Annotated in this window: 19 protein-coding genes and 1 pseudogene; 12 read left to right on the top strand and 8 right to left on the bottom strand. The window is 67.8% G+C overall.

All coding sequences use genetic code 11. From position 1 onward, the window contains the following. Positions 1 to 64: 64 nt before the first annotated feature. A complete protein-coding gene (locus QM619_RS03950) occupies positions 65 to 1,321 on the bottom strand; it encodes a family 16 glycosylhydrolase (RefSeq protein ID WP_415104533.1) in 1,257 nt (418 codons plus the stop codon). Between the two features lies 1 nt (position 1,322). Then, the gene (locus QM619_RS03945) at positions 1,323 to 2,654 is read right to left on the bottom strand and encodes a family 16 glycosylhydrolase (protein ID WP_415104531.1); all 1,332 of its coding nucleotides are present in this window, start codon (positions 2,652 to 2,654) and stop codon (positions 1,323 to 1,325) included. 272 nt (positions 2,655 to 2,926) lie between these two features. Here QM619_RS03945 and QM619_RS03940 point away from each other — a divergent pair, with 272 nt between their 5' ends. The 3 genes from QM619_RS03940 (at position 2,927) to QM619_RS03930 (ending at position 8,178) form a co-directional block, all read left to right on the top strand. Further along, complete coding sequence (locus tag QM619_RS03940; protein WP_415104529.1) at positions 2,927 to 5,152, top strand: glycosyltransferase family 2 protein; 2,226 nt, start codon at positions 2,927 to 2,929, stop codon at positions 5,150 to 5,152. Between the two features lie 4 nt (positions 5,153 to 5,156). Beyond that, on the top strand, positions 5,157 to 6,665 hold the full coding sequence (locus QM619_RS03935) for a glycosyltransferase (protein WP_415104527.1): 1,509 nt from the start codon (positions 5,157 to 5,159) through the stop codon (positions 6,663 to 6,665). A gap of 109 nt (positions 6,666 to 6,774) precedes the next feature. Further along, entirely contained in the window at positions 6,775 to 8,178 is a 1,404-nt protein-coding gene (locus QM619_RS03930; protein ID WP_415104525.1) for a right-handed parallel beta-helix repeat-containing protein, read from the top strand. 32 nt (positions 8,179 to 8,210) lie between these two features. On the opposite strand, the gene QM619_RS03925 is transcribed toward QM619_RS03930, so the two are convergent. Further along, positions 8,211 to 9,248 (bottom strand): glycosyltransferase, encoded by a 1,038-nt coding sequence (locus QM619_RS03925; protein WP_415104523.1) that lies wholly within the window; start codon positions 9,246 to 9,248, stop codon positions 8,211 to 8,213. A gap of 80 nt (positions 9,249 to 9,328) precedes the next feature. Here QM619_RS03925 and QM619_RS03920 point away from each other — a divergent pair, with 80 nt between their 5' ends. Both QM619_RS03920 and QM619_RS03915 read left to right on the top strand, forming a co-directional pair. Then, positions 9,329 to 11,104: a DUF4012 domain-containing protein gene (locus QM619_RS03920; RefSeq protein WP_415104521.1), complete on the top strand. Its 1,776-nt coding sequence runs from the start codon at positions 9,329 to 9,331 to the stop codon at positions 11,102 to 11,104. Between the two features lie 99 nt (positions 11,105 to 11,203). Continuing rightward, on the top strand, positions 11,204 to 12,634 hold the full coding sequence (locus QM619_RS03915) for a glycosyltransferase family 39 protein (RefSeq protein ID WP_415104519.1): 1,431 nt from the start codon (positions 11,204 to 11,206) through the stop codon (positions 12,632 to 12,634). Positions 12,635 to 12,830: 196 nt separating this feature from the next. On the opposite strand, the gene QM619_RS03910 is transcribed toward QM619_RS03915, so the two are convergent. After that, on the bottom strand, positions 12,831 to 14,381 hold the full coding sequence (locus QM619_RS03910) for an MGDG synthase family glycosyltransferase (RefSeq protein ID WP_415104517.1): 1,551 nt from the start codon (positions 14,379 to 14,381) through the stop codon (positions 12,831 to 12,833). Between the two features lie 112 nt (positions 14,382 to 14,493). Between QM619_RS03910 and QM619_RS03905 the strand changes: the two genes are divergently transcribed. Beyond that, positions 14,494 to 15,135, top strand: a complete 642-nt coding sequence (locus tag QM619_RS03905; RefSeq protein ID WP_415104515.1) for a DUF1345 domain-containing protein — start codon at positions 14,494 to 14,496, stop codon at positions 15,133 to 15,135. Positions 15,136 to 15,185: 50 nt separating this feature from the next. Here the strand turns inward: QM619_RS03905 and QM619_RS03900 are convergent, their stop codons facing one another. From QM619_RS03900 to QM619_RS03885, 4 genes are all read right to left on the bottom strand, one after another. Then, positions 15,186 to 16,373, bottom strand: coding sequence for an RNA polymerase sigma factor (locus QM619_RS03900; RefSeq protein WP_415104513.1), 1,188 nt, complete (start codon positions 16,371 to 16,373; stop codon positions 15,186 to 15,188). Then, complete coding sequence (locus QM619_RS03895; protein ID WP_415104511.1) at positions 16,367 to 16,714, bottom strand: YciI family protein; 348 nt, start codon at positions 16,712 to 16,714, stop codon at positions 16,367 to 16,369. Before QM619_RS03895 ends, QM619_RS03900 begins: the two co-directional genes overlap by 7 nt. A 209-nt stretch (positions 16,715 to 16,923) precedes the next feature. Continuing rightward, the gene (locus QM619_RS03890; protein ID WP_415104509.1) at positions 16,924 to 18,303 is read right to left on the bottom strand and encodes a hypothetical protein; all 1,380 of its coding nucleotides are present in this window, start codon (positions 18,301 to 18,303) and stop codon (positions 16,924 to 16,926) included. Beyond that, the gene (locus QM619_RS03885) at positions 18,303 to 19,004 is read right to left on the bottom strand and encodes an ABC transporter ATP-binding protein (protein ID WP_415104507.1); all 702 of its coding nucleotides are present in this window, start codon (positions 19,002 to 19,004) and stop codon (positions 18,303 to 18,305) included. The genes QM619_RS03890 and QM619_RS03885 overlap by 1 nt, the downstream gene beginning before the upstream one ends. 131 nt (positions 19,005 to 19,135) lie before the next feature. Here QM619_RS03885 and QM619_RS03880 point away from each other — a divergent pair, with 131 nt between their 5' ends. The 6 genes and pseudogenes from QM619_RS03880 (at position 19,136) to QM619_RS03855 (ending at position 24,636) form a co-directional block, all read left to right on the top strand. Continuing rightward, positions 19,136 to 20,347, top strand: coding sequence for a sensor histidine kinase (locus tag QM619_RS03880; protein ID WP_415104505.1), 1,212 nt, complete (start codon positions 19,136 to 19,138; stop codon positions 20,345 to 20,347). Then, positions 20,344 to 21,039, top strand: coding sequence for a response regulator (locus tag QM619_RS03875; RefSeq protein ID WP_415104503.1), 696 nt, complete (start codon positions 20,344 to 20,346; stop codon positions 21,037 to 21,039). The genes QM619_RS03880 and QM619_RS03875 overlap by 4 nt, the downstream gene beginning before the upstream one ends. A gap of 1,023 nt (positions 21,040 to 22,062) precedes the next feature. After that, positions 22,063 to 22,329: a hypothetical protein gene (locus QM619_RS03870; protein WP_415104501.1), complete on the top strand. Its 267-nt coding sequence runs from the start codon at positions 22,063 to 22,065 to the stop codon at positions 22,327 to 22,329. 336 nt (positions 22,330 to 22,665) lie between these two features. Continuing rightward, a pseudogene (locus tag QM619_RS03865) lies at positions 22,666 to 23,340 on the top strand (YdcF family protein); the annotation flags it as partial. 34 nt (positions 23,341 to 23,374) lie between these two features. Then, a complete protein-coding gene (locus QM619_RS03860; RefSeq protein WP_415104547.1) occupies positions 23,375 to 23,590 on the top strand; it encodes an ElyC/SanA/YdcF family protein in 216 nt (71 codons plus the stop codon). Between the two features lie 248 nt (positions 23,591 to 23,838). Then, on the top strand, positions 23,839 to 24,636 hold the full coding sequence (locus QM619_RS03855) for a sigma-70 family RNA polymerase sigma factor (protein ID WP_415104500.1): 798 nt from the start codon (positions 23,839 to 23,841) through the stop codon (positions 24,634 to 24,636). Positions 24,637 to 24,768: the final 132 nt, after the last annotated feature.

The following is a 24,768-nucleotide window of genomic DNA, read 5'->3' as shown; positions in this document are numbered from 1 at the left end:
GGCTCGTCGAGAACTACGGGTTTCGACAAGCCCAACCAACGACGGAATCGCTGATAGCGCAGTTCTATCGGGGCCGCCAGGCACGCACCCAGTCGACCTGCATCGAGAACGGCAACCGAGCCTTCGCCACGGTCGTGGCGTCCACCCCCGAACCGGGCCGGGCGTCCGGCTTGGTCAACCGGTAGGTCTCCCAATCGGAGCTGAGCAGGCTGATCACCAGGAAATAGTTGGCCGGGGCCAGCGTCACCGTCAGTTCGCGGGTCAGCCGACCGTCGAGGCGGAACCGGACGCGGTTGCGATCCCATTCCACCGAGACCGTGTGCCACGCCTCCCACCAGGCCGGATCGGCCACCAGCCGAGGTACCACGTACGCCTGTTTGGCGTCGGCCGGATGCTTTACGCCCTTCACGTGAATCACATTGGTGATGCCCCGTCCATACCCGAAGGTCTCGATCATGTCGAGTTCCTGTCCGGCGTCCGATTGCAGCCACACCGAGGCGTGAGCGCCGGGCTCGCGTGGGAATTTGACCCGTGCCGCGACAATACCGGCGGCCAGGGTGAATCGGCCTTGCGTGCTTACCATGGCGTTGTCGAAAACGCCTTCGGGACAGCCGGTGGCCTTCTGGCCGGCGCGAACCTGTTTGCCTTTCGCGCTGGCGGCGACCCGTGCGGTGACGGCCTTCGACGCCTTCGACATGGTCAGCGTCGCGGTTCCCTTCCCCACCACCACGTTCGCCTTGCGAGGTGCCGAGCACCAGCGTCCGCCGGCATCGTAGACGTCGGTGAGCCGGTAGCCCCACGGCCCACCCAGTGCCGTCCCGTTGAACTCGCTGTTGAGCACACCGGCCCATTGGTCGGACGCCGTCGCGGTCGGCGTCGCGGCGGCCGTCGCCGTCTTGGTGGCCAACGCCACCGCCCGATAGACGCCGCCGGTGCCGGTGGCGACGAAGTCCGCCTGTCCGGCGCTGTCCATGGCCGCGACGGCAACCTCCTGCCAGGAGGAACCCACCTTGCGCTGCAGCGCCACCGGGCGCCTATTGGCCCGGTCGCGACCGGCGAAACTGGCCCGGACCAGGGTCGATCCCCCGTAGTCGACCGGCGCCACCTCGAGCCGCGCCCCGGTGCCGACCGGGACGTTCCCGGTCGGCACCGACGGCGAGGCGACGGTCGGGGTCGCCGACGGGGTACCGGACGGCGTGGCCGCCAGCACGCTCGGCGAGGTGGACGCGGGAGTGCCGGTGGGCGCCGATGGGCCGGAGGTGCAACCGGCCAGCAGGGCGCCCGTCAGCAGCCCCGCCGCAATGGTTCGGCCGGACAACACCTCAGCCCTTCTTCCAGACCCGGATCCAATCCACCGACAGCGAGGGCAGGCTCTGCCTCGTCACCGTGGACCTCGCCACACCGGCTCCGGGCCTGACGTCCGGCTGCTTGATCCGGTACGTCTCCCAGTCGGAGCTGAGCACGCTCATCGTCAGGTGGTAATCGGCGGCGGCCATTCCCCTCAGTTGCCGGGTCTTGACGCCGTCGAGGAAGAAGGTGATCGTGCCGGTGTCGAAAGTCGCGGCCACGGTGTGCCACTTCGACCACCAGCTCTTGCTTTTCACCGTCTTGACCGCGACATAGGCGTCCTTGGCGACCGCGGGGTCCTTTCTCAGGGTCGAGCCGCTGAGCCGGTGGAGGACATTGGTAATGCCCCGACCGTAGCCGTATGCCTCGATGACGTCGATCTCCTGGCGATTGCCGGCCTGCAGCCAGATTCCCAGATGGGCACCCTGACCCTGCGAAAATTTCACCCTGGCCACGACCGTTCCGGCCCGCACCGTCTCGCCGCTGCCCTGAGTGCTGACCATCGCGTTGTGGAACACCCCGTTGGGGCAGCCGGGAGTCAGCGCGGCCCGCGCGGACTTCGCCCTCCTGAGTGCGGTGTCGGCCTTCCTGATCGCCGCGCTTCGCGCCTTCCGCTGAGCGGCCGTCTTCTGTTTCATCGCCTTGGCCTTGGCTAGCGCAGACTCGGCCTTCTTGACTGCGGCGTCGGCCTTCTTCACGGCCGCACGATCGAGTTCCTTCTGCCGGTCCTTTGCCTGGCTGGCCACCTTCTTCGCCTCAGTCGCGCCCGCCTTGGTCATGGTCAGCACCGCAGAACCACCGGACGCCGTGGCGTTGGCACTCACCGGCGCGGAGCACAGGCGTCCGGTGGCCTGGTAGCCGACCTCTTCGCGTGTGCGCCAGGTATCGGCCAACGACGAGCCGGTGAATTCGTCGGCGAACGACGGCGCGGCAAGCTGCCTGATCTCGCTGACCACTTCGGCCGCGGTCACCTTCTTCTTTTTGACCTTGTAGGTGAATTCTTTGGCGACCGCGCGATACTGGCCGGGCTGGGTGGCGGGGGTGCGGAAGTCGACCGCACCCTTCGAACTCATCTTCACCGATTCGAGGGTGCTCCAGGTGAGTCCGTCGGCTGACTTCTCCAGGCTGACCAGTCGCCTTCTGTCGAGTTTCGTGCCGGAGAACTGAGCGGTGATTGCCCGTCCCGGTGCCACAGTGAGTTTCCCTGTCGCGGTAGCGGCCTGGCTGATGCCCGCCGGCGCCACCAGCGCCGTCGCCATCAGCACCAGGCCGGCCAGGGCGACGGCAGTATTCCGAATCGCTCGCATTTGTCGAACCTTCCCACGCCGAACACGCTCCCGACGTTCCCAACTTTCAAAAAGGGGGAGATTCCCCGAGGTGAATAGGGCTGTGAGTCTAGCTGGCCGCGCCGCGGGCCATCGGCGTCCGCCCGGCCAGTGGGCCGATCTCCAGCAGACCTTCCGGCCGGTTTCGGGTTTGGTTCACGGCACTAAATAGGTCCTCGGTCGATTAGGAGGTTCCGGTAGGCTGCTGCATGCCGGCTCCGGCTCACCGTTTCCACCTCACCACTGGGGAGCACATGCCCGCTGTGTCCGTGATCGTCCCGGTGCGCAACGGCGAGCGACGACTGCGCGAGTCCCTCGGCGACATCGCCGCCCAGACGCTGACCGACCTCGAGATCATCGTCGTGGACGACGGCTCGACGGATGCCACGGCGGCCATCGTCGGCGAGATGGCCGACGCCGATGCACGGGTCCGTCTCGTTGCCGGACCGGCCATGGGCAGCGCCGGCGCCGCCCGCAACGCCGGGCTGGCCGAGGCGACCGGCAACTATCTGGCCTTTCTCGACGCCGACGACCGGTTCGCGCCGATGCTGTTGGAGGAGTTGCACGCCAAGGCGGTGATGGACGACGCCGACATCGTGGCGACCCGCTTCCGGGTCGCCGACGAGTCGACCGGCGATGTCTCGCCGGTGGAGTGGGGCGTCCGCCTCAATCGTTTTCCGCGCCGGACACCGCTGGCTCCCGAGGCTCTCGGCGACCACCTGTTTCTCGCGGTCAGCCCGGCCCCCTGGAACAAGCTGCTCAAAGCCTCGTTCGTGGCTCGTACCGGTCTGCGCTTCCAGCCGCTGCGCCGCACCAACGATCTGTATTTCGCGTCTCTCGCGATGGCTCAGGCGCAGCGAATCAGCTATGTCGAATCGTACGGCATCGACTACCGAACCGGGCATTCCACCAGCCTGCAGGCCACCCTGCACGAGTCGCCGCTGGATTTCGTCGAGGCGCTGACTGCGATCCGCGCCGACCTGGAGCGAATCGGACGGTGGCCCGGCCTAGAGCGGGCCTTCGTCAATCTGGTCGTCGAGGTGAGCCTGACCGCGCTGCGCAAAGCGGGGACGGCGGTGTCCTTCGCCACGGTGCACGAGGCGCTGCGCAGCGACGTCCTGCCGAGATTCGGCGTCACCGGACGCCCCGACGACTACTTCCTGCGGCACGACTACCCTGCACAACTGGACGCCATCGCGCGCCGGACCAGCACTGAACTGCTCTTCGACCGGCTCCGCCAGGCCCAGCAGCAGGCAGCCACCGCCCGCGCCGACGCGCACACCGCGCTGCTCGCCATGATCGGCGCCACACCGGACGCCACCACGCCCCACAACCACTCCCCGGATCCATCGCCACCCGAAGCGGCCATTCCGCACGCCGTCGTCGAGACCCCGGACGGCGCTGTCCCCGATGTCAGTGTGATCATCCCCGTGCACAACACCGAGGCCTACCTGCGGGACTGCCTGGCCAGCGTGCTCGGCCAGAACGGTGTGGACCTCGAGGTGATCTGCGTCGACGATGGCTCCACCGATGCCAGCGGCACCCTGCTGGCCCGGATCGCCGCCTCCGACGCACGTGTCCGGGTGCTGACTGTTCCGCACGGCGGGCAGTCCGTCGCCCGCAATGCCGCCCTCGACCTGGCCCGCGGCCGCTATCTCTGTTTCCTGGACAGCGACGACCACTGGGGTCTGGACGGGCTCGCCGACCTGGTCGGACGCGCCTCGGCGGACGACCTCGACCTGCTCGGCTTCGACGCCGAGGCCAGCCGCGAACCGGGGGTCGACGATCACCGCTGGCGCCGGATGGCCACCTACTACCAGCGGCCCGGCGACTACTCCGCCATCACCAGCGGGGTAGCCCTGCTGGCCCGAATGAACGCCCGCAAGCACTACCGGGCGAGCGCCTGCCTCTACCTGGTGCGGCGCAGCATCGTGGAACAGGCGTCGATCCGGTTCCTGCCCGGCATCTCCTACGAGGACAACCTGTTCACCTTCGAGGTGATGCTGGCCGTCCGCCGCGCCGCCCATGTCCCGGTGCAGCTGTACCGACGGCGGGTCCGGCAGGACTCGATCATGGGCACCGCGAGCCGCGCGGTCGCGGCCCGCGGCTATTTCGTCTGCGCGGTGCAGATGTTCCGGCTGGTGCATGGACGTCGGTTCGAACCGGACGTCGCCGAACAGGTCGGCGCGGTGATCCACCGGATGCTGCAACAAGCCCGCGACCAGGCCGTCCGGCTCGGCAGCGACCTCCTGGCGCAGCTCGGCGCGATCGACTCGGGCGCGGATGCGCAGGCCATGCACCGGCTGCTCGTCGAAGCGCACACCGAGGCCAAGTTCCGCCGCAGGCCTGCCCCGGCGACGCCGTCCCCCGCTCCCCCGGCGGTCGATCTGCCCCGGCTGGTGGCCGGCGTCCGCCGCCGAATCCGGCGCCGGCTGCGCCGAGTCCTTCCGGCGAGACGCGCCGCCGAGCGAGGGAGCTGAGCCGATGGGAATGCTGACCGGTCTTGTCAGTCGCCTGAAACCGGGCGTCACCGTCGTCGTGCCTGCCCACAATGTCGAGCGCTACCTCGGACCGTGCCTCGACTCGGTGCTGGCTCAGACCTGGTGGGACCGGTGCCGCATTCTGGTGGTCGACGACGGCAGCACCGACCGCACCGGCCGGGTCGCCGACGAGTATGCCGCCACGCGTCCGCGCATCCAGGTGCTCCATCAGCCCAATGCCGGGCCGGGCGCCGGAGCGGCCCGCAACCGCGGGCTCGACCTGGTGACCACCCAGCAGGTGCTGTTCCTGGACGGCGACGACGAGCTCGCTCCCCGCGCCGTCGAGTTGCTCAGCGGCGGATTGCGGCGCCACGGGCTGCCGCTGGCGGTCGGCGCCACCGAGCAATTCCCAGAACCCAGGAGTTGGCTCTGGTCGGGCTATTTCGAGGCCGGGGTCACGCAGGCAGTATCGATCGAGCAGGTGCCGCAGCTGGTTCACGACGCACGCACCTGCGACAAGCTGTACGACACCGCGTGGCTACGCCGCTCCGGCCTGCGGTTCGCAGAAGGCATCCACCACCAGGACACCGTGGTCAACGTGCCGGCAATGCTGCGCACCAGCGGCCTGGTGCTGGTCGGGGACGTCGTGTACCGCTACCGCAAACGGGCTGAAGGCACCTCCGTGATGGACAGCCACTTCACCCGACTGGACAACTATTGGGACCACCTGCAGGTGATCGAGACTCTGAACGGGATGGCGTCCCAGCTGACGCCGAGCCGGCGTCCGCTGCTCGACGCGTTCCTGGTCCGCAGCTTCCAGGGCTTCGCCCGGCGTGCGCCCGGCCTGCTGCCGGCCGAGCGGCTGCCCGAGTTCTTCGTCCGTGCGAAGGCCGTGATCGGAGGGATCGACCCGGCGATCATCGAGCAGGCCACCACCGGCGCCGACCAACGCGCCGCCTACGTGGCCATGCGCGAGGACGACCTGGCGAGCTTCCTGCGCCTGGACGCCCTCGCCGGACGCCTGCGTGCGCACCGCGGCGACCTCTATCTCGATCTGCCCTGCAGCACCGAGACCAACCGCCAGCTGCTGCAGACCGGGGCAACACGGGCCTGGGCGGATGAATTGAGACTCATCGGCAACCGGCTGCGGTTCCGGCTGCGGTTGCGAATCGGCGGCGCCAGCCACCTCGACACCGCGTTGGCGAGCATCGAGGCCCGGTTCGTGCAGGGCGGCGAGCCGGTTGCGGTCGCGCCGGTCACCGTACGGCCGCACGTCGACGACCCTCGCCAGCACACTGGCGTAGTCTCGGTGCCGCTGGACGGCCTTCCGGACGGCAGCTATCGGGTGCGGCTCGGCTTTCTCACCGGCACCGGAGCCACCGCGCGGTGGTTGCGCCGTCCACCGGACGCCGCCACAGAAGCTGCCGGCGACAGCACGGTCGGCGTCCAGCTCGCCATCCGGGACAACTGCGCCGAATTCACCGTGGAGCGGAGGGCGCCATTCACACGCTGAACCTATCCGTCCCTTGCTAAATAGCTTCCGCGCTGCGATCCGTATATATTGCGGCCTGGGGGGAAGGTATTGGCGAAACTACAAGCACCCGACAAGGAGCCTTAGCAGAATGTCAGTAAATCCCCGACGGCGAGTGCTCACTATCCTCGCCGCGTCCGCCACCACATTCACCGGTCTCGCTGCGGCGCCGACCGCACAGGCCGCCGACGTCAATGACGCCCTGGCGGCGTTCGGCATCACCGGGAACGTTCAGGTGGTGCCGATCGGCCACACCGGCGACGTCACCGCCGAACTCATCGCCGCAGCGAAATCCGCAGCACCTGCCAACCAGCCGAGGATCATCACCCTGCCGGCTGGCAGCGTCCAGGTGAAAGAACGGATCCGGATGGCCGACAACGTCTATCTGGTCGCCGACCCCGCCACCTCGGTGCTGCTCACCGCGACGGCCGATCAGCTGCTCTGGTTCAACGCGGTCAAGGGCGGCGTGTACGGAGGGAATTGGGATTCCTCGCACCGGTCCGACACGGTGATCGGCGCCAAGGCGTCCACCGTCCGGCTCGCCCATCTCACCGTCCGGAACGCCAATGAGAACGGCATCGTCGCCTACACGAAGTCGTCGCTCACCCTGGCCGACGTCGCCAGCACTGGCAACAACGACGACGGCATCCATTCCGAGTCGTCCACCGTCACCGCGACCCGTGTGCGCTCGACGGCCAACCGGCGGAACGGCCTGCAGCTGTCCACCGGCTCCGTGGGCACCATCGTGGACAGCACGCTCGACGGAAACGGACTCGCGGTCACCGGCTCGACCACCAACAAGACCGGGCACGGCCTCGGCCTGTCGTCCTCGCGGGCGACGGTGACCGGGACGACCATGTCGTCGAACAAGGTCTGCGGCGTCTCGCTGACCAGTTCCGCCGAGGTGTCGCTGGTGCGGACCACCGTCTCGTCCAACGGGCGGCATGGGCTCGGCACGGTCCCGGGCGTCAAGGCGTCGATGACCGACAGCGTGGTCGCCAACAACGGCTACAACGGCGTGCTCGCCTCCGGTTCGAAGACCCAGGTACAGCTCACCAGGGTCACCATCTCCGGCACCGCGGAGCGCGGGCTCTCGGTGCCGTCCAACGGAACGGCGACGATCCAGGGGTCGACGTTCACCACGTCGAAGGGCAAGAACATCTCGGTGTCGGCCGGCGGCAGCCTTACCGTGCTGAGCGACAACCAGGTCACCGCCGGCAGCATCGAGGGCATCACGGTGAGCGACAAGGCGAACATCACCGTCAACGGCACCGGCAACGTGGTCAAGTCCAACGGCTCCACCGGCCTGGTGATTTCGGGCAAGGGCACCACCGGGCGGATCAACAAGGCGATGCGGTTCGAGACCAACGGCAAATACGGAATCCTGGTCAAGGCGAAGGGCAAGCTCACGACGGTCACCAACACCTTCGTGAGCAACAAGTCGACCACCATGCGCAGCCAGAGCGGCGGCAAGATCACCAAGATCAAGCCCTGACCCTCGCCTGTCGAGCCTGTCGAGACCCTAACTCACCGACGCCGTCGGCCGAGCCACCACCACCTGCGTCCGAGCGGACGGGCCGGAGGGACGCCCGTTCGCTCGGCAGGGTTTGTGCCCCGGCCGGGTTTGGACGCCGTCAGGGTCAGCGCATGCTCCAGCAGGGTGGCGGCACGCTGATCGAAGGAATGCTCGGCGCGCACCCGCGCCGCGGTGGCCAACCGCCGGGCCCGGTCCGGCCAGACCTGATCCGGGTCGCCGGCCAGCGCCGCGCGGACGTCGTCCGCCGACTCGCAGGTGATGACGCTGCCGTCGAAGAGTTCCGCCATTGCGTCGACCGGGTCGCTCAGCACCCGGGCTCCGCAGGCCACCGCGTCGAACAACCGGTTCGAGACGAACCCGGCATCGCGCATATCGCTCCAGTGGTCGTTGAGCACCACGTCCGCGGCTGCGTAATAGGCGCCCACCTGGTCGTTGGGCACCGAGGTGGCGACCACCCGGTCGGCCTGCTCGGTGTTCTCCCAGCCGGTGCCGATGATCGCGACGTCGGTGACCGCTGCGGCCGCCTCGACGATCGGACGGTGCGCGCCGCGCCGCGCGTTGCCCAGGAACAGCACCCCGCCGGCTGTGCCGGCCCCGGTTCGCTCCGGACGGCACAGCTCGGCGTCCGTGCACTGCAGCAGCGGGATCACCGGGATTCCCCATTCGTCGCTCCGTTGCCGGGCCCAGCGCGGGGACGCCGCGAAGACCCTGTCGTAGCGACCGGCTTCCTCGGCGGTCACCTCGTCGGGGTGGGAGATCACCCAGAGCAGGTTCAGCTGGCCCGGCCGCGGCCTTCCCAGTTCGAGGCCGCGCAGGCCCAGCACCACGTCGTCGGCGGCACGGGAGGGCCGGTCGCGAGTGTCCCGACGGTCGATCGTCACCTGCTGCCCCAGCCGGCGCAGGGCATGCGCGAGCGAGACCGCGAAGTGGGTGTCGCCCCAGAGATCGCCCCATCGACCGGGGGTGGCCGCGGTGTCGATCGCCCAGCGCAGCGTCGGCGCCGCCGTCCGTAACTGATCGGACGCCATGCCCACCCCTTCCTAGTGTCCCTAGTCGGCGGACGAGTGCCGCCGGCACCCGGACTTCCGCGATGACTACCATCGTCACCATGACGACTGCCGCTTCCCCGAACGACGCGGCGGGCGACGGCACCCCCTCAACCGGCCCCGCACCGCGACGGTCGGCCGGACGGCGCCGTCGAACCCGCTGGATCTTACTGTTCGCGTTGGCGGTGGTGCTGGTGGTCGGCGGTCTCGCCGCCTGGCTCGGTTCGCGGGTGCTGACCGTACAGTCCGATCTGACCGCGGCGCAGACTGCCGTCAACGACGTCCGCAAGGGTGCCGACCCGCGAACGGGGCTGCGGGTCGTCGCCGACCGGTCGGCGAGCGCGGTGGACGCCAGCAGCGGCATGCTGTGGGCGGCGGCCGAGAACATGCCGGTGATCGGCACCAACCTGCGGGCAGCACGGATCGCGTCGCAGGCGATGCACCAGCTCAGTGCCGGCCTGGCGATCCCGGCATTGGCAGCCCTCGACGCGCCCGGCTCCGAGCCCACGTTGCGCCGGCTGATGCCGCTGACCCAGCGCGCCTCCACCGCGATCACGATGCTGACCGCCCAACTTCGGCAGGTCAGGACCAGCCCCGATCTGCTTCCCCAGGTGCGAGCCGGCGTCGATCAGCTCGGCGACGTGCTCGACGCCGCCGATCCGGTGCTGCAGATCTTGCCGGGCATGCTCGGCAACAACGGCCCGCGCAACTACTTGCTGGCCGCCCAGACGAACGCCGAGGTACTGGCACTCGGCGGCAGCGTGGCGTCGCAGAGCCTGATCCGGTTCGCCGACGGCAACGCGACAATCGTCAAACAGGCCGACAGCAACGACTACCGCAATGGCGTCGCGGTCAAGTCCGATATCGATCAGAGCGCGCTCGATCTCTACAACGACTATCTGATCACCCACCTCAACACCAGCGTCGGACGTCCCGACTTCCCGACCGCCGCCAAGACGATCCGCGCGTTCTGGAACCGCGACATCGACCCCGACCCGGTCGACGGGGTGATCTCCGTCGATCCGCTGGCGCTGGCCCATGTGATGCGGGCCACCGGTCCGGTGAAGGTCGACGGCCACACGATCGGCAGTGACAACGCCGTCTCGTTCCTGCTCAGTCGGGCCTATCAGCTGTACGAGCCCGACCGGGCGGACGAGATCTTCAAACAGGTCGCGATGTCGGTGATGGACAAACTGGTCAGCGGGAAATTCGATCCGGCGAAGCTCGCGTCGGCGATCTCGGACGGCATCGCCAGCGGCAGCATCATGTTCTGGAGCGCCGACCCGGCCATTCAGGAGAAGGTGGCGGACACGGCCATCGCCGGCATTCTGCCGACCACCAACGACGAAACCACCACGATCGGCGTCTTCTACCGCGACGCCTCGCTCGGGTCGAAGATCGACTACTACCTGCGGTCGAAGGTCAACACCACCACCCGCTGCGAGGCGGACGGCACTCGCTCGTTCACCGTGTCGACCACCGTCTGGCTCGACCTGACCAAGGCGCAGAGCAGCAAGCTGCCGACATATGTCGTCGGCGGTGATTGGCGGACCAAGGTGTACCGCACCCAGCTGTTCATCTACGGCCCGCCCGGCACCACGGTCACCGCCTCCCAGCGGCCCGCCAAGAAGTCGTGGAATTGGCGTCCGGTCGACTCCACCGATCTGGGACGTCCGGTGCCGTCGTTCATGACCGTCCAAGATCTCGGCGCCAAGAAGGTGACCGTCTCGGTCACCTTCACCGGCCCAGCCGGAAAATATGGCCCGGTGAAGGTGCGCACCACACCGATCGCGCACCCGACGGACGTCGTCATCGGCAAGGAATGCGCCGCGCGCTAGGCAGGCGCGTCTCCGTCGGGAGTAGGTCGGGGCCGCCTTGCGGTCTTCCAGACCACCGAGGTGAAACCCCTAGCGGCCAGGTCACGGTAGCATCCACTGGTGATTGCGCGCCCCCACGCTTCCCTCCCGACCCTATCCATTGCGACTGGGCTGGTCGGCCTCCTCGTGAGCCTGATCGGCATCGACGGCCCTCTGCCGTGGCGCGATGAGGCTGCCACCTGGATCGCGAACGAGCGAAGCCTCTCCGCACTTCGTGCGATGCTGAGCCAGATTGATGCCGTTCATGGCGTCTATTACCTCGGCATGCGCGCATGGGTGCACATCTTCGGTTCGTCCATTCTCAGCCTTCGACTTGTCTCCGCGCTAGGCATCGGCATAGCCACTGCACTTGTGACGGTCCTAGCCGCAAGGATCGGCTCGCGCAGCGTCGGGCCGTCGGCGGGCCTGATCTTTGCGATCCTCCCGCAAGCAACCTGGGCGGGCGCCGAGGCTCGTTCCTTTGCCATTTCCACCACCCTCGGCGTCGCGGCAATGGCAGCATTCTGGAAAGCATCCAGCGATGGACGGGTGGCCTGGTGGGCACTCTATTCCATACTAGCCGCAGCGTCAGTATACCTATTCCTGTACGTGGCACTAATCTACGTCGCCGTTCCACTGACGCTAATCTGGATGCCTCGGGCCCAACAAATTCGCGGCTTGATAGCCTCACTCATTGCTGGACTATTGGCCACCCCGTTGGCGCTACTCGCGATCCGCCAGACTGCGCAGGTTTCGTGGCTCGAAAGGTATCCCGTCACACCCGTACAGGTCTTACAGGGCGCATTTTGGGGGGTAACGCCGACGAGCTTCCTCGGTTCGATACTCTTAATAGCCGCGTTAGTCAATGCAGTCAGGCTATGCCTATCAGCGGAGTCTAGATCGAAGACCATTTTCCTTGTCGCGTGGCTCGTCCTGCCTACGGCGATCCTGATGCTGATGAGCCTACGGCAACCCATGTATACCGAACGGTACGTCACGGCAAGTGCGCCAGCACTCGCCATCCTCTTGGCACTATTAATTGACTGGCTACGCAGCTACTGGTTGAAGGCGATCACCACACTCCTACTCTTGGCGACGGCAATTCCCGCGCTGTGGATTAGCCGCCAGCCAGAGGCTCATATCACTGCATCTGCTGTCGCTGCGAAGCTCGCCGAACTGACTCAGCCGGGCGACAACGTGTATATCGTCAACAACGACCGCCACGTCCTGTGGTGGGCGTTCCACACCGAGATGGACGGCCTCATCAACCTCGGCGAACAACGCACCGACCGCTGGAAGCAGAATAGGCTGAAGCAGCCATCGCTACGGGTAGACCAGATCCGCGATCGACTCGAGAAACTCTCTCATCTCTGGGTCTTCGCAGACCGAGGCAGACTTGGCTCATCGATCTCGGACTTCGAGCGATTTGGCTTCGCCGAGGCAAGCCGCGTCAAGGTCACCGAGGGCTATCCAGTCACGCTCGTACTCATGCGCCGCCCCGCCTCCCGCTGAACCGTCGTCGCCGCTATGCCAATGCCGCCGTGGTGACCGCGTTCAGTGCCGATGTGAAGGCCATCCCAACTGGTTGCCTCCATACGAGAAACGTAGCTACACCAAACGATTGTTCCGATCATCACCCTGTTGTCGCCAGCTTTACAGTCCTCGATTGAGATTCCGGCAACGGTGCTGACCGAATCGGTGCGTTGTCTCAGGACAGCCCGAAGATCCGGGACCGTTCGGCGCCGAGCAGCCATCGGCAGGTGACCACGAGATCGAGGTTGTCCGGCTGCCAGACCAGGGCGCGCAGCGCTTTGCGGCTGACTCGCACCGAAGTCGACCAGTCGGTCACGCCGAGCGGGCGCAGCTGCGCCTGCGTGACCAGCGCCAGGGACGCGCCGGTGACCGGATCGGTCAGCGACCGCAGCATGCGTTCGTCCGGCAGATCCGCGGCCGGAATCCCTTCCTCGCCGGCCAACAGCATCGACTTCTTCGCTTCGCGGCCGATCCACAGCGGCTGAACCGGGGACGCCAGCGAATCCGTCGCGACGGCATGGCCGGCATCCGGGCGTCCGATCCGGCGCGCGTTGGCTGCCATCGCCCGGAGCCGTCCGTGGTCGGCCAGCAGCGAGTCGATCTTGTAGCCGACCGTGGTCGCGTAATTGCAGCGCACCGCCGCGCCCTCTTCGACCAGGAAGTCGGCGTTGCGAACCTCCTGCCCGGGGATCGGATTGATGATCGCCATCGGTAGCCCTGCGGCCATGCATTCCGACGACGACAGGCCGCCCGGCTTGCCCACAAACAGGGTGGAGATGCGCATCAGATCGGCCATCTCGGTGGTGTAGCCGAGCACCCGGAAGCGTTCCGGATCGTTCTTCACGATCTCGGCGATCTGACCGCGCAGCTGCTGGTTGCGACCGCACACCACGACCGCTTGGAAACGCTGGTCGCTGCGCCGCACCTGGCGGACGATGTTGAGCGTGTAACTGCCGCCGGACGCGCCTGCGGAGATCAACACGATGGGCAGTCGCGGGTGCAGCCCGAATCGCTTTCGGACCGCGGCGGCGTCCACATGATCGGCCAGCCCGTGTCGCACCGGAATGCCGGAGACCCGAATCCGATCGCGCGGGACGCCGAGGTTGGCCATGTGCTCATATGCCTCGTCCCGCGCCACGAAGAAGTGGTTGAACGGCGAGGTGAGCCACAAGCCCTGGAAGTCGTAGTCGGTGGTCACCACGCTCAACGACGCCCGGAGCTGCCGCCGGGCCAGCATCAATGACACCAACCGGGCCGGCAGATAATGGGTGCAGATCACCACGTCGGGGTCATAGTCGCGAATTCTCCGCACCACCGCGGTGGTGTTCAGCTGATCCCACCATTGCACCAGCGGCGCGAGTTTGAACGGCGAATCCTGGCTGTCGTAGCCCCAGCCGACCACCCAGGGAGCCTCGTCGACCAATGCGAAATAGCCGTCGTCGTAGAGCTTCTGGAACGCCTCGTTGGTAGTTTCCAGGATGTCTATGTTGAGCACCTGATCGACCTCGGGCAGCTGCGCCAATGCGTGCTCGACGGCATTGCCGGCCTGGTTGTGACCGGCCCCTACTCCGGCCGCCAGAATCAGGGTGCGCAGACCCGTGGGCCGATCGTGGGGCCCACCGTCCGGCCCGTCGAGAAGCGGTCCGGTGCGCGACGAACGCCCCGGCCAGGCGAATCTCCCGAGGCCGAACGTGCGCGGCGTCCGCCGCTCAATCGGAGGTCTCACCGGTCTCCTCACCAGGTCGGATGGTTCAGCCTACGTTGCCGGACGGCGGCCGCCGGCGGCGACACCGGCGGTCGGATCTCATCACCGTGGGGCGCGGTGGTTGACTACTGCCATGAAGCTCCAGCCGGCCTGGGTGCGGCCCAGCGTCGCCGCACTGCTCGGTGCCGTGGTCACGGTCATGCTGTGGGGGTGGCGCGGGCCTGCGGTGGCGGCCGCCGCCGGATGGATCGCCCTCTCGGTGATCTATGTCGGGTGGACGGCGCTGGCCCTGTTCCGGTTCGATCCCGACCAGACCCATGCGCACGCCACGCAGGAGGACCCCAGCCACGGCGGCACGGTCATCATCCTCACCCTGGCGTCGCTGGCCAGCGTCGCCGGAGTCGCATTCCTGCTTGTCGGAGCCCGCTCAGGAGAACAATTCCCGGTCGAGGCACTACTCGGCTCCATCGTGGTGGCCTGCTCGTGGGTGCTGGTGCACACCCTCTACACCGTCCACTACGGACGCCTCTACTACGCCGACCCGGACGCCGAGGCGATCGACTTCAACGGCGACCGTCCCGACTATCAGGACTTCGCCTACCTCGCCTTCACCCTCGGCATGACCTATCAGGTCTCCGACACCAACCTGCACACCCGTCCGGTCCGCCGGGCCGTGCTGCGGCATTCTCTGCTGTCCTATTTGCTCGGTGCCGTGGTGCTCGCCTGCACCATCAACCTGATGGTCCAACTCGCCTCCACCGCAGTAGCCCCCTGAAACCAGATTGGGGACGGTTCCCTTCCGGTTCAGGGGACTTCCTTTCCGGTTCAGGGGACGGTTCCGATCCGGTTCAGTTCGTCCAATCGCCGCTCCAGGAAACGTCGCTCGACCTCGTCGTCACTGAGCTCCCAGGCGCGGCGGTAGGCAGAGCGGGCCTCGTCCACGCGATCGAGCCGCCGCAATAGGTCGGCCCTGGTCGAATGCAGGTAGCGGAACTCATCCAGTCCAAGGCCGTCGACGAGGCACAGGCCGGCCTCGGGTCCCTCGGTCTCGGCAACAGCGACGGCACGGTTCAGTTCGACGACAGCCGAGCCGGTCCGGCGTCCCAGCTCTCCGTACAGGGCGGCGATCTGCGTCCAGTCGTTCGGCGTCTCGGCGTGCAGGGACGCGATCGCCGCCTGGATCACGTACGGTCCGCGTCCGCCCAGCCCGATCGCCGTGTGGAGTTCGGCACGACCGGCCGCGATCAGCGTCGTGTCCCACAACGAGCGGTCCTGATCGGCCAACAGCACCAGCTCGCCATCGTGTTGCCAGGCGTCCCGACGGGACTCGTGCAGCAGCATCATCGCGAGCAGCCCTCGCGGTTCGGCCTCGTCGGGCAGGAATTCGACCATGGCACGTCCGAGCCGAATCGCCTCGTCAGCGAGAACCTTCGGGCCCAGGTAACCCTGATTGAAGATCAGATAGGCCACCGCGAGCACTGCCTCCAGGCGTTCCCGGAGTCGATCGGCCGGTGGCACCCGGAACGGAATCCGCGCCACCTTGATCCTGCGTTTGGCGCGGACCAGGCGCTGCGCCATGGTGGGTTCGGGAACCAGGAATGCCCGAGCGATCTGGGCTGTGCTCAGCCCGCCCACGGTGCGCAGGGTCAGCGCCACCTGCGCCTCCACCGCGAGCGCCGGATGACAACAGCTGAAGATCAACTCCAGCCGCTCATCGGGAAAACTGGTGCGACTCACCCACTCCTCCGCCGAGCCGGACGGCGTGAGCCGGCCGAGTGCGGCGGCGAACCTCTGATCGCGGCGGATCCGATCGATGGCCCGATTCCGGGCGGTCGTGATCAGCCAGGCCCGTGGATGGCTCGGTGCGCCGTCGCGCGGCCACCGCTCGGCGGCGATGGCGAACGCCTCCTGCGTGGCCTCCTCGGCGAGGTCGAAGTCGCCGACGAGACCGATCAGGGTGGCCAGCACCCGTCCCCACTCGGCTCGGAAGACGTCTTCCAGCACCGTCACCAATACACCGCGGAGGGCCGGATCTCGACAGCTCCGCCGTACCGCGCGGCGGGGACGCGGGCGGCCAGTTCGATCGCGGCGTCCAAGTCGTCGGCCTCAAAGACGAAGACGCTCCCAATCGCCTCCTTCATGCCGACGAACGGCCCGTCGGTGGTCAGAATCGCGCCGTTCCGCACCCGCACGGTCGTCGCGTCCTCGGCGGTGCCCAGCGGCGGCATCGTGGTGACCCCCGCGGTCTCGGCGATTGCGCGATAGTCGGCATACACCTGCGCCTGCTCCTGCTCGGACAACGCAGCCTGCCGGTCCTGGGCGTCGCCCTGATAGACGAGCATCACGTACTGCATCGGTTGCTCTCCTTCGTTCTCGTTTCGGTCGCAGCTGAGACGAACGGTGTGCCGGGAAATCGACACCCACACCGTATTTCCTCCGCCAGTGTCGTCGCACAGCCTTGATCGACGCCATCCAGCACCGAATGGGACGGTGGGGATGGTTCCGATCCAGTTCAGGGGACAGTTTCTTGAACCGAAGAGGAACCGTCCCCCGAACCGCCAACCTATTCCGCGCGCACACCGACTCCTGCGAGCGCTGCGCGCAAGACCGGACGGCAGGCCTCCCCCGCTGCCCAGACCAGCGCGACACCGGCCAGCAGCGACAGCGCGAACAGGAACGGCCCGATCGGGGCACCCGCCATCGACGGCAGTTGCGCGAAGAACAGCATCGCCAACCCTCCGGAGCCGACCGCGCTGAGCGCGGCGGGGGCGACCACCTCGACCAGCCGGGTCTGGTCGTGCAGGCTGCGCGGCACCCCCAGGTTGGCCAGCTGGCGCAGCTCGCGGCGCCGGTCCAAAACGGCGGACGCCTGGTTCAGCAGGGTCGATGTAGCCGCCACCAGAAAGGCGATACCGACGGTCAGATAGGTGCCGGTGCGGACGTCGGCGGCCAGAATGCGCAGCAGCGGATCGCCGCTATAGGCCGTGAAATCAGGGACGCTGACCAAGGCGCCGCCGGTGAAGCCGACGAAGGCCAGACCGGCCACCGAACGCCAGGCGCCCTTCGGATCGGCGAGCAGCCGGCGTCCGGCGAGCAGCACCGCGGGGCGTCCGGAACGAGTGAAGAGAACGCCGAGCAGTTGCAGCAACCAGGGTCCGACCAGGTTGATCACACCCATGAACAGGCCCAGCCCGATCAGGATCACCACCGCCGAGACGACCAGTTCGCGGGCCAGGTTGAGCATCGGGGCGATCACCAGCCAGGCGCCGATCGCCACCGGCACGATCAGCAGCCGCCACAGCTTCAACGCCGGACGGGGTGCCCGACGCGCCACGCCCAACGGTGAGATGTGCAGCCGCATCAGCCCGCTCACCGAGCTCAGCCCGGCGAGCAGCACCAGTCCGCCGACGGTGGCCGCGATCGCCCACAGCGGCAGCAGCATCTCGGTCCCGCTCAGCGGGGTCGCCTGGAAGCCGATCGCGGCCCACGCCGGCAGGGTCGCCAGATAGCCCAGAGTGCCCAGCACTCCCCCGACCACCGCGGCCAGCATCGTCTCGACGGTGCTCAGCCCGACCGCCTGGCCACCGGTGATGCCCAGCAGCCGCAGCGTGGAGAGCCGCTGATCGCGTCCCAGCGCACCCATCCGGGCGGCGGCCGCCCCCAGGGTGACCAGTGGCACGATCAGCAGGACGCCGGCGCAGGCCGCCAGCAGCGTCCAGATCGCCAACTCGGCAACACCCTGGCTTGCGTCCACGCCGAGCGCCGCCACGAAGGCCGCCGGCGGACTGCTCTGGCGGTTGACGAAGACGTTCACGCCGGCGAGCACCGAGAGCAGCAGCCAACTGCTCACCGTGAAGGCCAGCACGGCGAGCAGATCGATCAGCCCGTTGCCGGCACGGATCCGGCCGCGCAACAGCAGCGGGGCGACACGGAACTGGTTCATCACGCGGCCCTCCGGCTGAGGAAGTCGTTGCTGACCTGGCCATCGACGATCTCGACGTGGCGCTGGCACCACTCCGCGACGCCGGCGTCGTGGGTGACCACGACCAGGCTGGCGCCGACCGCGGCGACCGCGGAGGTCAGCACCCGCATCACCTCGGCACCGGTGGCCTGGTCGAGTGCGCCGGTCGGTTCGTCGGCGAGGACAACGTCCGGCTGGCCGACCAGGGCACGGGCGATGGCGACCCGGTGCGCCTGCCCACCGGAGAGCTGACCCGGACGCCGCGCCTCCAGCCCGGCCAGACCAAGCCACTGCAGGCAGTCGCCGGACCGCCGGAACGCCTCCGGACGCGGACGTCCGAGCAGCAGCAACGGCAGCGCCACGTTCTCCAGCGCGCTGAGTTCGGGAAGCAGCTGCCCGTCCTGGAAGACGAAACCCATCCGGGCCAGCCGGATCCGGCTGCGGGCGGCGCCCGAGGCCAGCGAGACCGGCTCGTCGCCGAGGCTGACGTCGCCGGCGTCCGGACGCAGAATGCCGGCCAGGCAGTGCAGCAGCGTCGATTTGCCCGAGCCGGACGGCCCCATCACCGACACCGACTGACCGGCCGGAATGTCGATGCTGACCCGGTCGAGGGCTCGGACGTCGCCGAAGGACTTGGAGATCTGGTGGGCCCTGAGGCCGGGCTGCGGCTGGTTCGCTGTCATGCCATCAAGCCAATCGATTCGCGGCCGGCCGCCCACGGGCGCTGTCCGGTGTCCTGCGGGTAGTGCCAGCACTACCCGGCGGTGGTGGTGGCGCCCTGCCATCCGGGTGCCGACCCTCCTAGGGTGGCATCGTGACGCAACCCGACCCATCCCACGAGGCGGCGATCCGCGCCCGGCTGAAGCCGCCGCCGAACCCGCTGCGGATGCTGGTCAGCCCGCTCGGTTGGGGTGCGGTGGCGTACTGCGCGACCGCGATCGTGGGCGGCATGCTCGCGCTGATCGCCGGCATCGTCGGCCTGTTCGTGCTGCCGCTGGTGGCCTGGGGCACCGCGAACGTGGAGGCATACCGGCTGCGGCTACTGGGTTTGCATCGGCCGGGGCCGCTGCCGAGCGGACCGATCCGGCATCCGTGGGACGCCAACGGCCTGCGTTCGGGCAACCTCGCCGTCTGGGGCATCGCGGTGCTGTTCGCCCTGGTCGACTTCCTGCCTGGCGCGATCGTGGTGACGCTGGTGCTGGGCATCTCGACCGCCCTGGTCAGCCGGATCGGCGAGCCGGTCCACGGCGATGCGTTCCTCGCGCTCGGCGCCCTGGTGGTCCTGCTGATCGCCGGGCTCTACGTCGCCTGGGCGCTGGCCAGTGTGCAGGCGATTCTGGTCGAGGATCTGATCCGGCCACGCACCGAGCTGCGCGAGCAGGTCGATCAGCTCACCTCGTCCCGCCGCGAACTGGTGGACGTCTTCGCCGCCGAACGGCGCCGGATCGAACGCGATCTGCACGACGGCGCCCAACAGCATCTGGTGCTGCTCAGCATGCAATTGGGCGAGGCCGAGTACGCGCTCGACACCGGACGCCCGGAGGCGGTCCGCGACGCGCTGGCGGCCGCCCACTCGTCGATGGAGGCCGCCATGACGTCGCTGCGCGACACGGTCCGCGGCATCCATCCGCAGATCCTCACCGACCGGGGGCTGGCGGACGCCGTCCGCGAGCTCTCCGAGCGCCAGCCGGTGCCGGTCACAGTCACCATCACCGGTCACCAGCAGCCGCCGGAGCAGCTGGCCCTGGCAGCGTATTACCTGGTCAGCGAGGCTTTCACGAACGCGGTCAAGCACGCCCAGGCGTCCACCATGTCGGTCCGGGTGGCCCTGACCGATCAGCTGCAGATCGAGGTCTACGACGACGGACGCGGTGGCGCGGTGGTCCGGCCGGGGCACGGTCTGAGCGGCATGATCGAACGCGTCCAGACCTTCGGCGGCGGCTGTTGGGTCAGCAGCCCGCCGGGCGGTCCGACGATCATCCGGGCGAGCTTCCCCCACCCCTCCGGCTGGCAGGGGCTACCGTGACCCAGACACGAGAAGGGGACGGCATGCGGATCCTGGTCGCCGACGACGCCGCGTTGATCCGGGCCGGGCTGGTCGGACTGTTGGAGCGCGCCGGCCACCAGGTGGTGGCCGAGGCCGGGGACGCCCCCGAGCTGATCGCGCAATGCACCCGGCTCGCCGACGGACCCGACGGGCTCCCCGACCTGGTCATCACCGACGTCCGGATGCCGCCCACGATGACGGACGACGGCTTGCGGGCCGCCGTGCAGCTGCGGGACGCCTACCCCGGCCTGCCGATGCTGATGGTCAGCCAATATGTGGCCCCCGCCTACGCCGCCACGTTGCTGGAAACCAATGCCGTCGGCGGCGTGGGCTACCTGCTGAAAGAACGGGTCGGACGCGTCGCGGACTTCATGCGATCAGCCGAACTCGTCGCCGCCGGCGAAGTGGTGATGGACCCCGAGGTCGTCGCCCAGCTGCTCAACGCCCGGCGCAGCGATCCAAGGCTCAGCCGGCTCACCCCACGTGAACTCGAAGTGCTGTCTCTGATGGCCAAAGGTGCCGCCAACCAACAGATCGCCCGCCAACTGGTGATCACCCCGGCTGCGGTCGCCAAACATGTGGCGAACATCTTCGCCAAACTCGATCTCGGTCCGGACGAGGACAATCGCCGCGTCCGCGCGGTACTCGCCTACCTCAACGGCATCCGCTGAGCCCGGTGCGTGAGCGACTAGTTGACTGACTGTTAACTATCGTCACCGTTGGTTCGAGACCGTTGGTGGACCTCCTCGTCCCCGGCGTCCCGGTGCCTCTCGACGATTGAGGGTTGATCGACCCATTGCCTGGTGTGCTGCATCGCGAACGGCATCTACCGACGCATTGACCAATTTCTTCGTGGTTCCCACTCTGACGGAGTCCACTCCTTCGAAAGAGCGAAGTGCTGCAGATCAACCAGCGCCCGGTGGAGTCGAACACAGGCAACCACCACATTCTCAGGATCAAGAAGCTGGATCGCGTTGAGTGCCGTCGTCTCCCGAGCCTCATTCGCCATAAACTCCACGCCTTCCCGAAAGGACGTCTTCCTGGACACAGGAGTTTGAGCGAGGATCCCGATCAAGACGACCGCTTGGTGAGTCGACCCGAGGAACTCCGAAAGCCGGCTGGCGCGACTATTGATCTCTTCTCTACGATCCGCGCGGCGGTCTCGCCTAACATCGAGAATCAAGGTTGTGACGGCTGCCACGAAGGCAGAAACGATGGCTGCCAGGACGGTCGTGTCCGTATCCTTTTCGGCTCCCATCACGTGATGATCCCAACAGACCCTCGGGAAGCATGCTACCCACGGATGCGAAGAACAGGGACGCTGTGCTGACCCCGCAGGCCATGGAGGTATCCGACCAATTCGAACGACGGCGAAGAGCACACGATCCGACGGCCTGCCCGAGCAGATAGACGTACCGCTGGCGTCCGACCCGCGACCGCACCACCGGCCCGGACCACCGACCCGCCCAGCGCAACACCTCGCCAGGCGGATAGTCGATCGTCGGCTGGACGCCGGGAACAAAGCGGCGCATGGCGCCAAGCCTACGGCTGACCCAGCTGCTGATAGGCGTCACACCAACACGAACCCCCTGAGTGCGAGGGGCCGCTGCGGAGCCCCCTCCAACGGTCCGACGGCACTGCCCACTCAAAGGGCCATGGGAGAACTGACGGGTCCCGGCATACAGTAGGGCATGATGCCGACCTCCGCCCAGATCCTCAAGACCGCGAAAACGCTGCCTCGAGCCGAGCGGGCTGAGTTGGCACAGCAACTCCTGGCGACGCTTGGCGAACACGATGTCCCTGAGGCAGCCCGCCTGAACACACTCCGATCGGCTGTCAGCAGCGGCATCACTGCCCTCGACGCTGACGACGGCATTGAGGTACCTCCGGAAGGGCTGCGGGAATACCTGTCCGAGCGCGGTCGACTCGCCACTGAGCGCGCCGCCGCAAAGACCTCGTGAGCCTCCGGCTCCAGTTCGCCCGGACCCACGGAAACCTCTCAAGGCACTCAGACCGGATTTTTGTGGTTATGGTCAGCTTGCCGGAGTCCGGCTTGGACTGGAACCACTTTTTTGTTGCTATGGGATACCCCTGGGCGGTATCTATTTCAACCAAAAAGTGGCTCGAGTGAGAATCGGCCCGCCTAGTGGTCGTCATAACCACCAGAAATCGGCTTTCGAGCGCCGTGATCTGCGTTGCCAGACCGCCAGGTCCTCCCGGTTGCGCGGCGGCCTTGCTGCTAGCGTTTCTGGCCTGGTCCGCGCGAGGTTGGCACCGCGCCGGGAGGTCGGTCGAACATGCTGGAGTTGCCCGTCGGCGCCGTCGTGCTCCTGGTGGCGCTGGTCGGCAGCGCGAGATCCGATCCGCGGAAGATGCGGACGGCGCTGTATCTGTTGGCGCTGCTGATCTGGGCGCTGACCTCGGTGGCCGGCCTGATCATCGCCACGGCCGAGCGTTTCGATCAGATGCTCGGCGCCTACGCCCTACTCGCACTGCTGGTCATCCTGTTGGGCACCGTGCTGGCGCTGGCTGGCTTCCTGATCGTCACCGGCATCACCCTGCTGCGCCGCGAGGGCAGAGCACTGTCCCGCCTGCTCGGGCTGGGCCTCGGCGTCGGCATGCTCGGCAATCTCGGCCTGTGGGCCTTGGTGGTGGTCACCGGCTCGTCGCAATGGGCGCTGGCGTTGCTGCTTCTCGGCCTTCCGATGAGTTACCTCGGCTTCGGCTTCGTGGCCTTCCTGCTCTACGGCGCGCTCTACCAGGCCATCATGGGACGGCGCGGCGGCCCGGTCGCGGCGGTCGTCGTGCTCGGCTCGGGCCTGATCCGCGGCAAAGTGCCGCCGCTGCTTGCGGCCCGGATCCACCGCGGACGGGCATTGTCCGAGCGGTTCGCCGATCATCCGCCCCTGCTGGTCACCTCGGGCGGCAAGGGCCCGGACGAGCCGGTCGCGGAAGCCCGTTCGATGGCCGACTACCTCACCGAGGACGTCTTTCCCGCCCCCAATCGTGATCGAGGACCGCTCCCGCACCAGCGAGCAGAACCTCGCCTACAGCACCGAACTGTTGACGCAGCGCGGCGTCGAGGGCCCGATCGCCGCGGTGACCAGCAACTTCCACGCCTTCCGAGCCGCGCTGCTGATGCGCCGGCTCGGCATCGCCGGCTACTCCGTCGGCGCCCCGACGGCGCCCCGACCGCGCGCCACTACTGGCCGAGCGCGGTGATCCGGGAGTTCATCACCGTGCTGCGCGACCATCTGGCGCTGAACGCGGTGCTGCTGTCTCTGGCCTACCTGCCGCTGGTCATCTACTACGGCATCTCGTTCCTGGTCGACCACTGAGCTGAAGCCCTTGTCAGGGTCGCTTTGGGCGGTTTGTGAGTCATCCAGAGAAATTGGTGTTGTCACGATGTTGCCTCCACAACCGGCCCGATTCGAGTGAACGGGACGCCGCCGCCGGTGAGCATCGACGCCATGAGCAATGCGACAGAGCTGTTGGGAGCGGACGACGAGATCCGGTTGGCACGGGCCATCGAGGCCGGGCTGCTGGCCGGCGAACGACTGGAACGCGGCGACGATTCGGTCGGCACGATCACGGAACTGATGGAACTGGAACGTCGCGGGCGCGACGCCTGGCAGCGGTTCCTTCTGGCGAACCTGCGGCTCGTCCAAAGCGTCGCCGCACATGAGGCTCGCCGCTCGCCGGCCGGACTGGACGAGCTCTTCCAGGAAGGCTTCCTCGGTCTCGCCGAGGCCCTGCAACGTTGGGACTGGGCGTCCGGGTATCGGTTCAGCACCTATGCCCTCCAGTGGATCCGGCGCCGCGTCTGGGATGCCGCCGTCGACCAGCGGGTGCCCGTCTCGGTCCGGACGGCGCTGCGCGCCCGAGGCGTCCGCGGCCTGGCCGACGAGCTCACCGGCGAACTGCAGCGGACCGCCACCGACGCGGACCTGGCTCGCCTGCTCGGGCGCACCGAACGGTGGGTGGCCCGCATGCGACATCTCCCGCTGTGGGCGCCGCTCGACCCAGACCTCGCCGCCGAGACGCCGCACGAGCCCGAGGAACACCCCGATGTGCGCACCCTGCTGCGCGCCCTGCCCTTCGTCGAGGCCGAGGTGGTGCGCACCCGGTTCGGGTTGGACGGCGACCCGGCACTGCGCCAGGCGACGGCGGCGCAGACCCTCGGCATGTCAATCAGCACGCTGCGCCGGCACGAGGCCCGCGCACTGCGCCGGATGCGTCGCTGGCTGCTCGCCGACCAGGCGGCCTAAGGAACCGCTGATCAATGCTGTTCCGAGCGAGGACGTGCCCGGCGGGATGAGCTGCGGCCCCCAGATCTTGTGGGCGTACTGGACGTACGGCGCAAGATTTGGGGGCCGCAGATCGCCCGTCCGGGTGCGCCG

The sequence above is a fragment of the Micropruina sp. genome (assembly GCF_047606665.1).
GTDB lineage: Bacteria > Actinomycetota > Actinomycetes > Propionibacteriales > Propionibacteriaceae > Micropruina.
The sequence above is the reverse complement of the archived record's forward strand: the minus strand, read 5'-3'. Positions and strand labels throughout refer to the sequence as shown.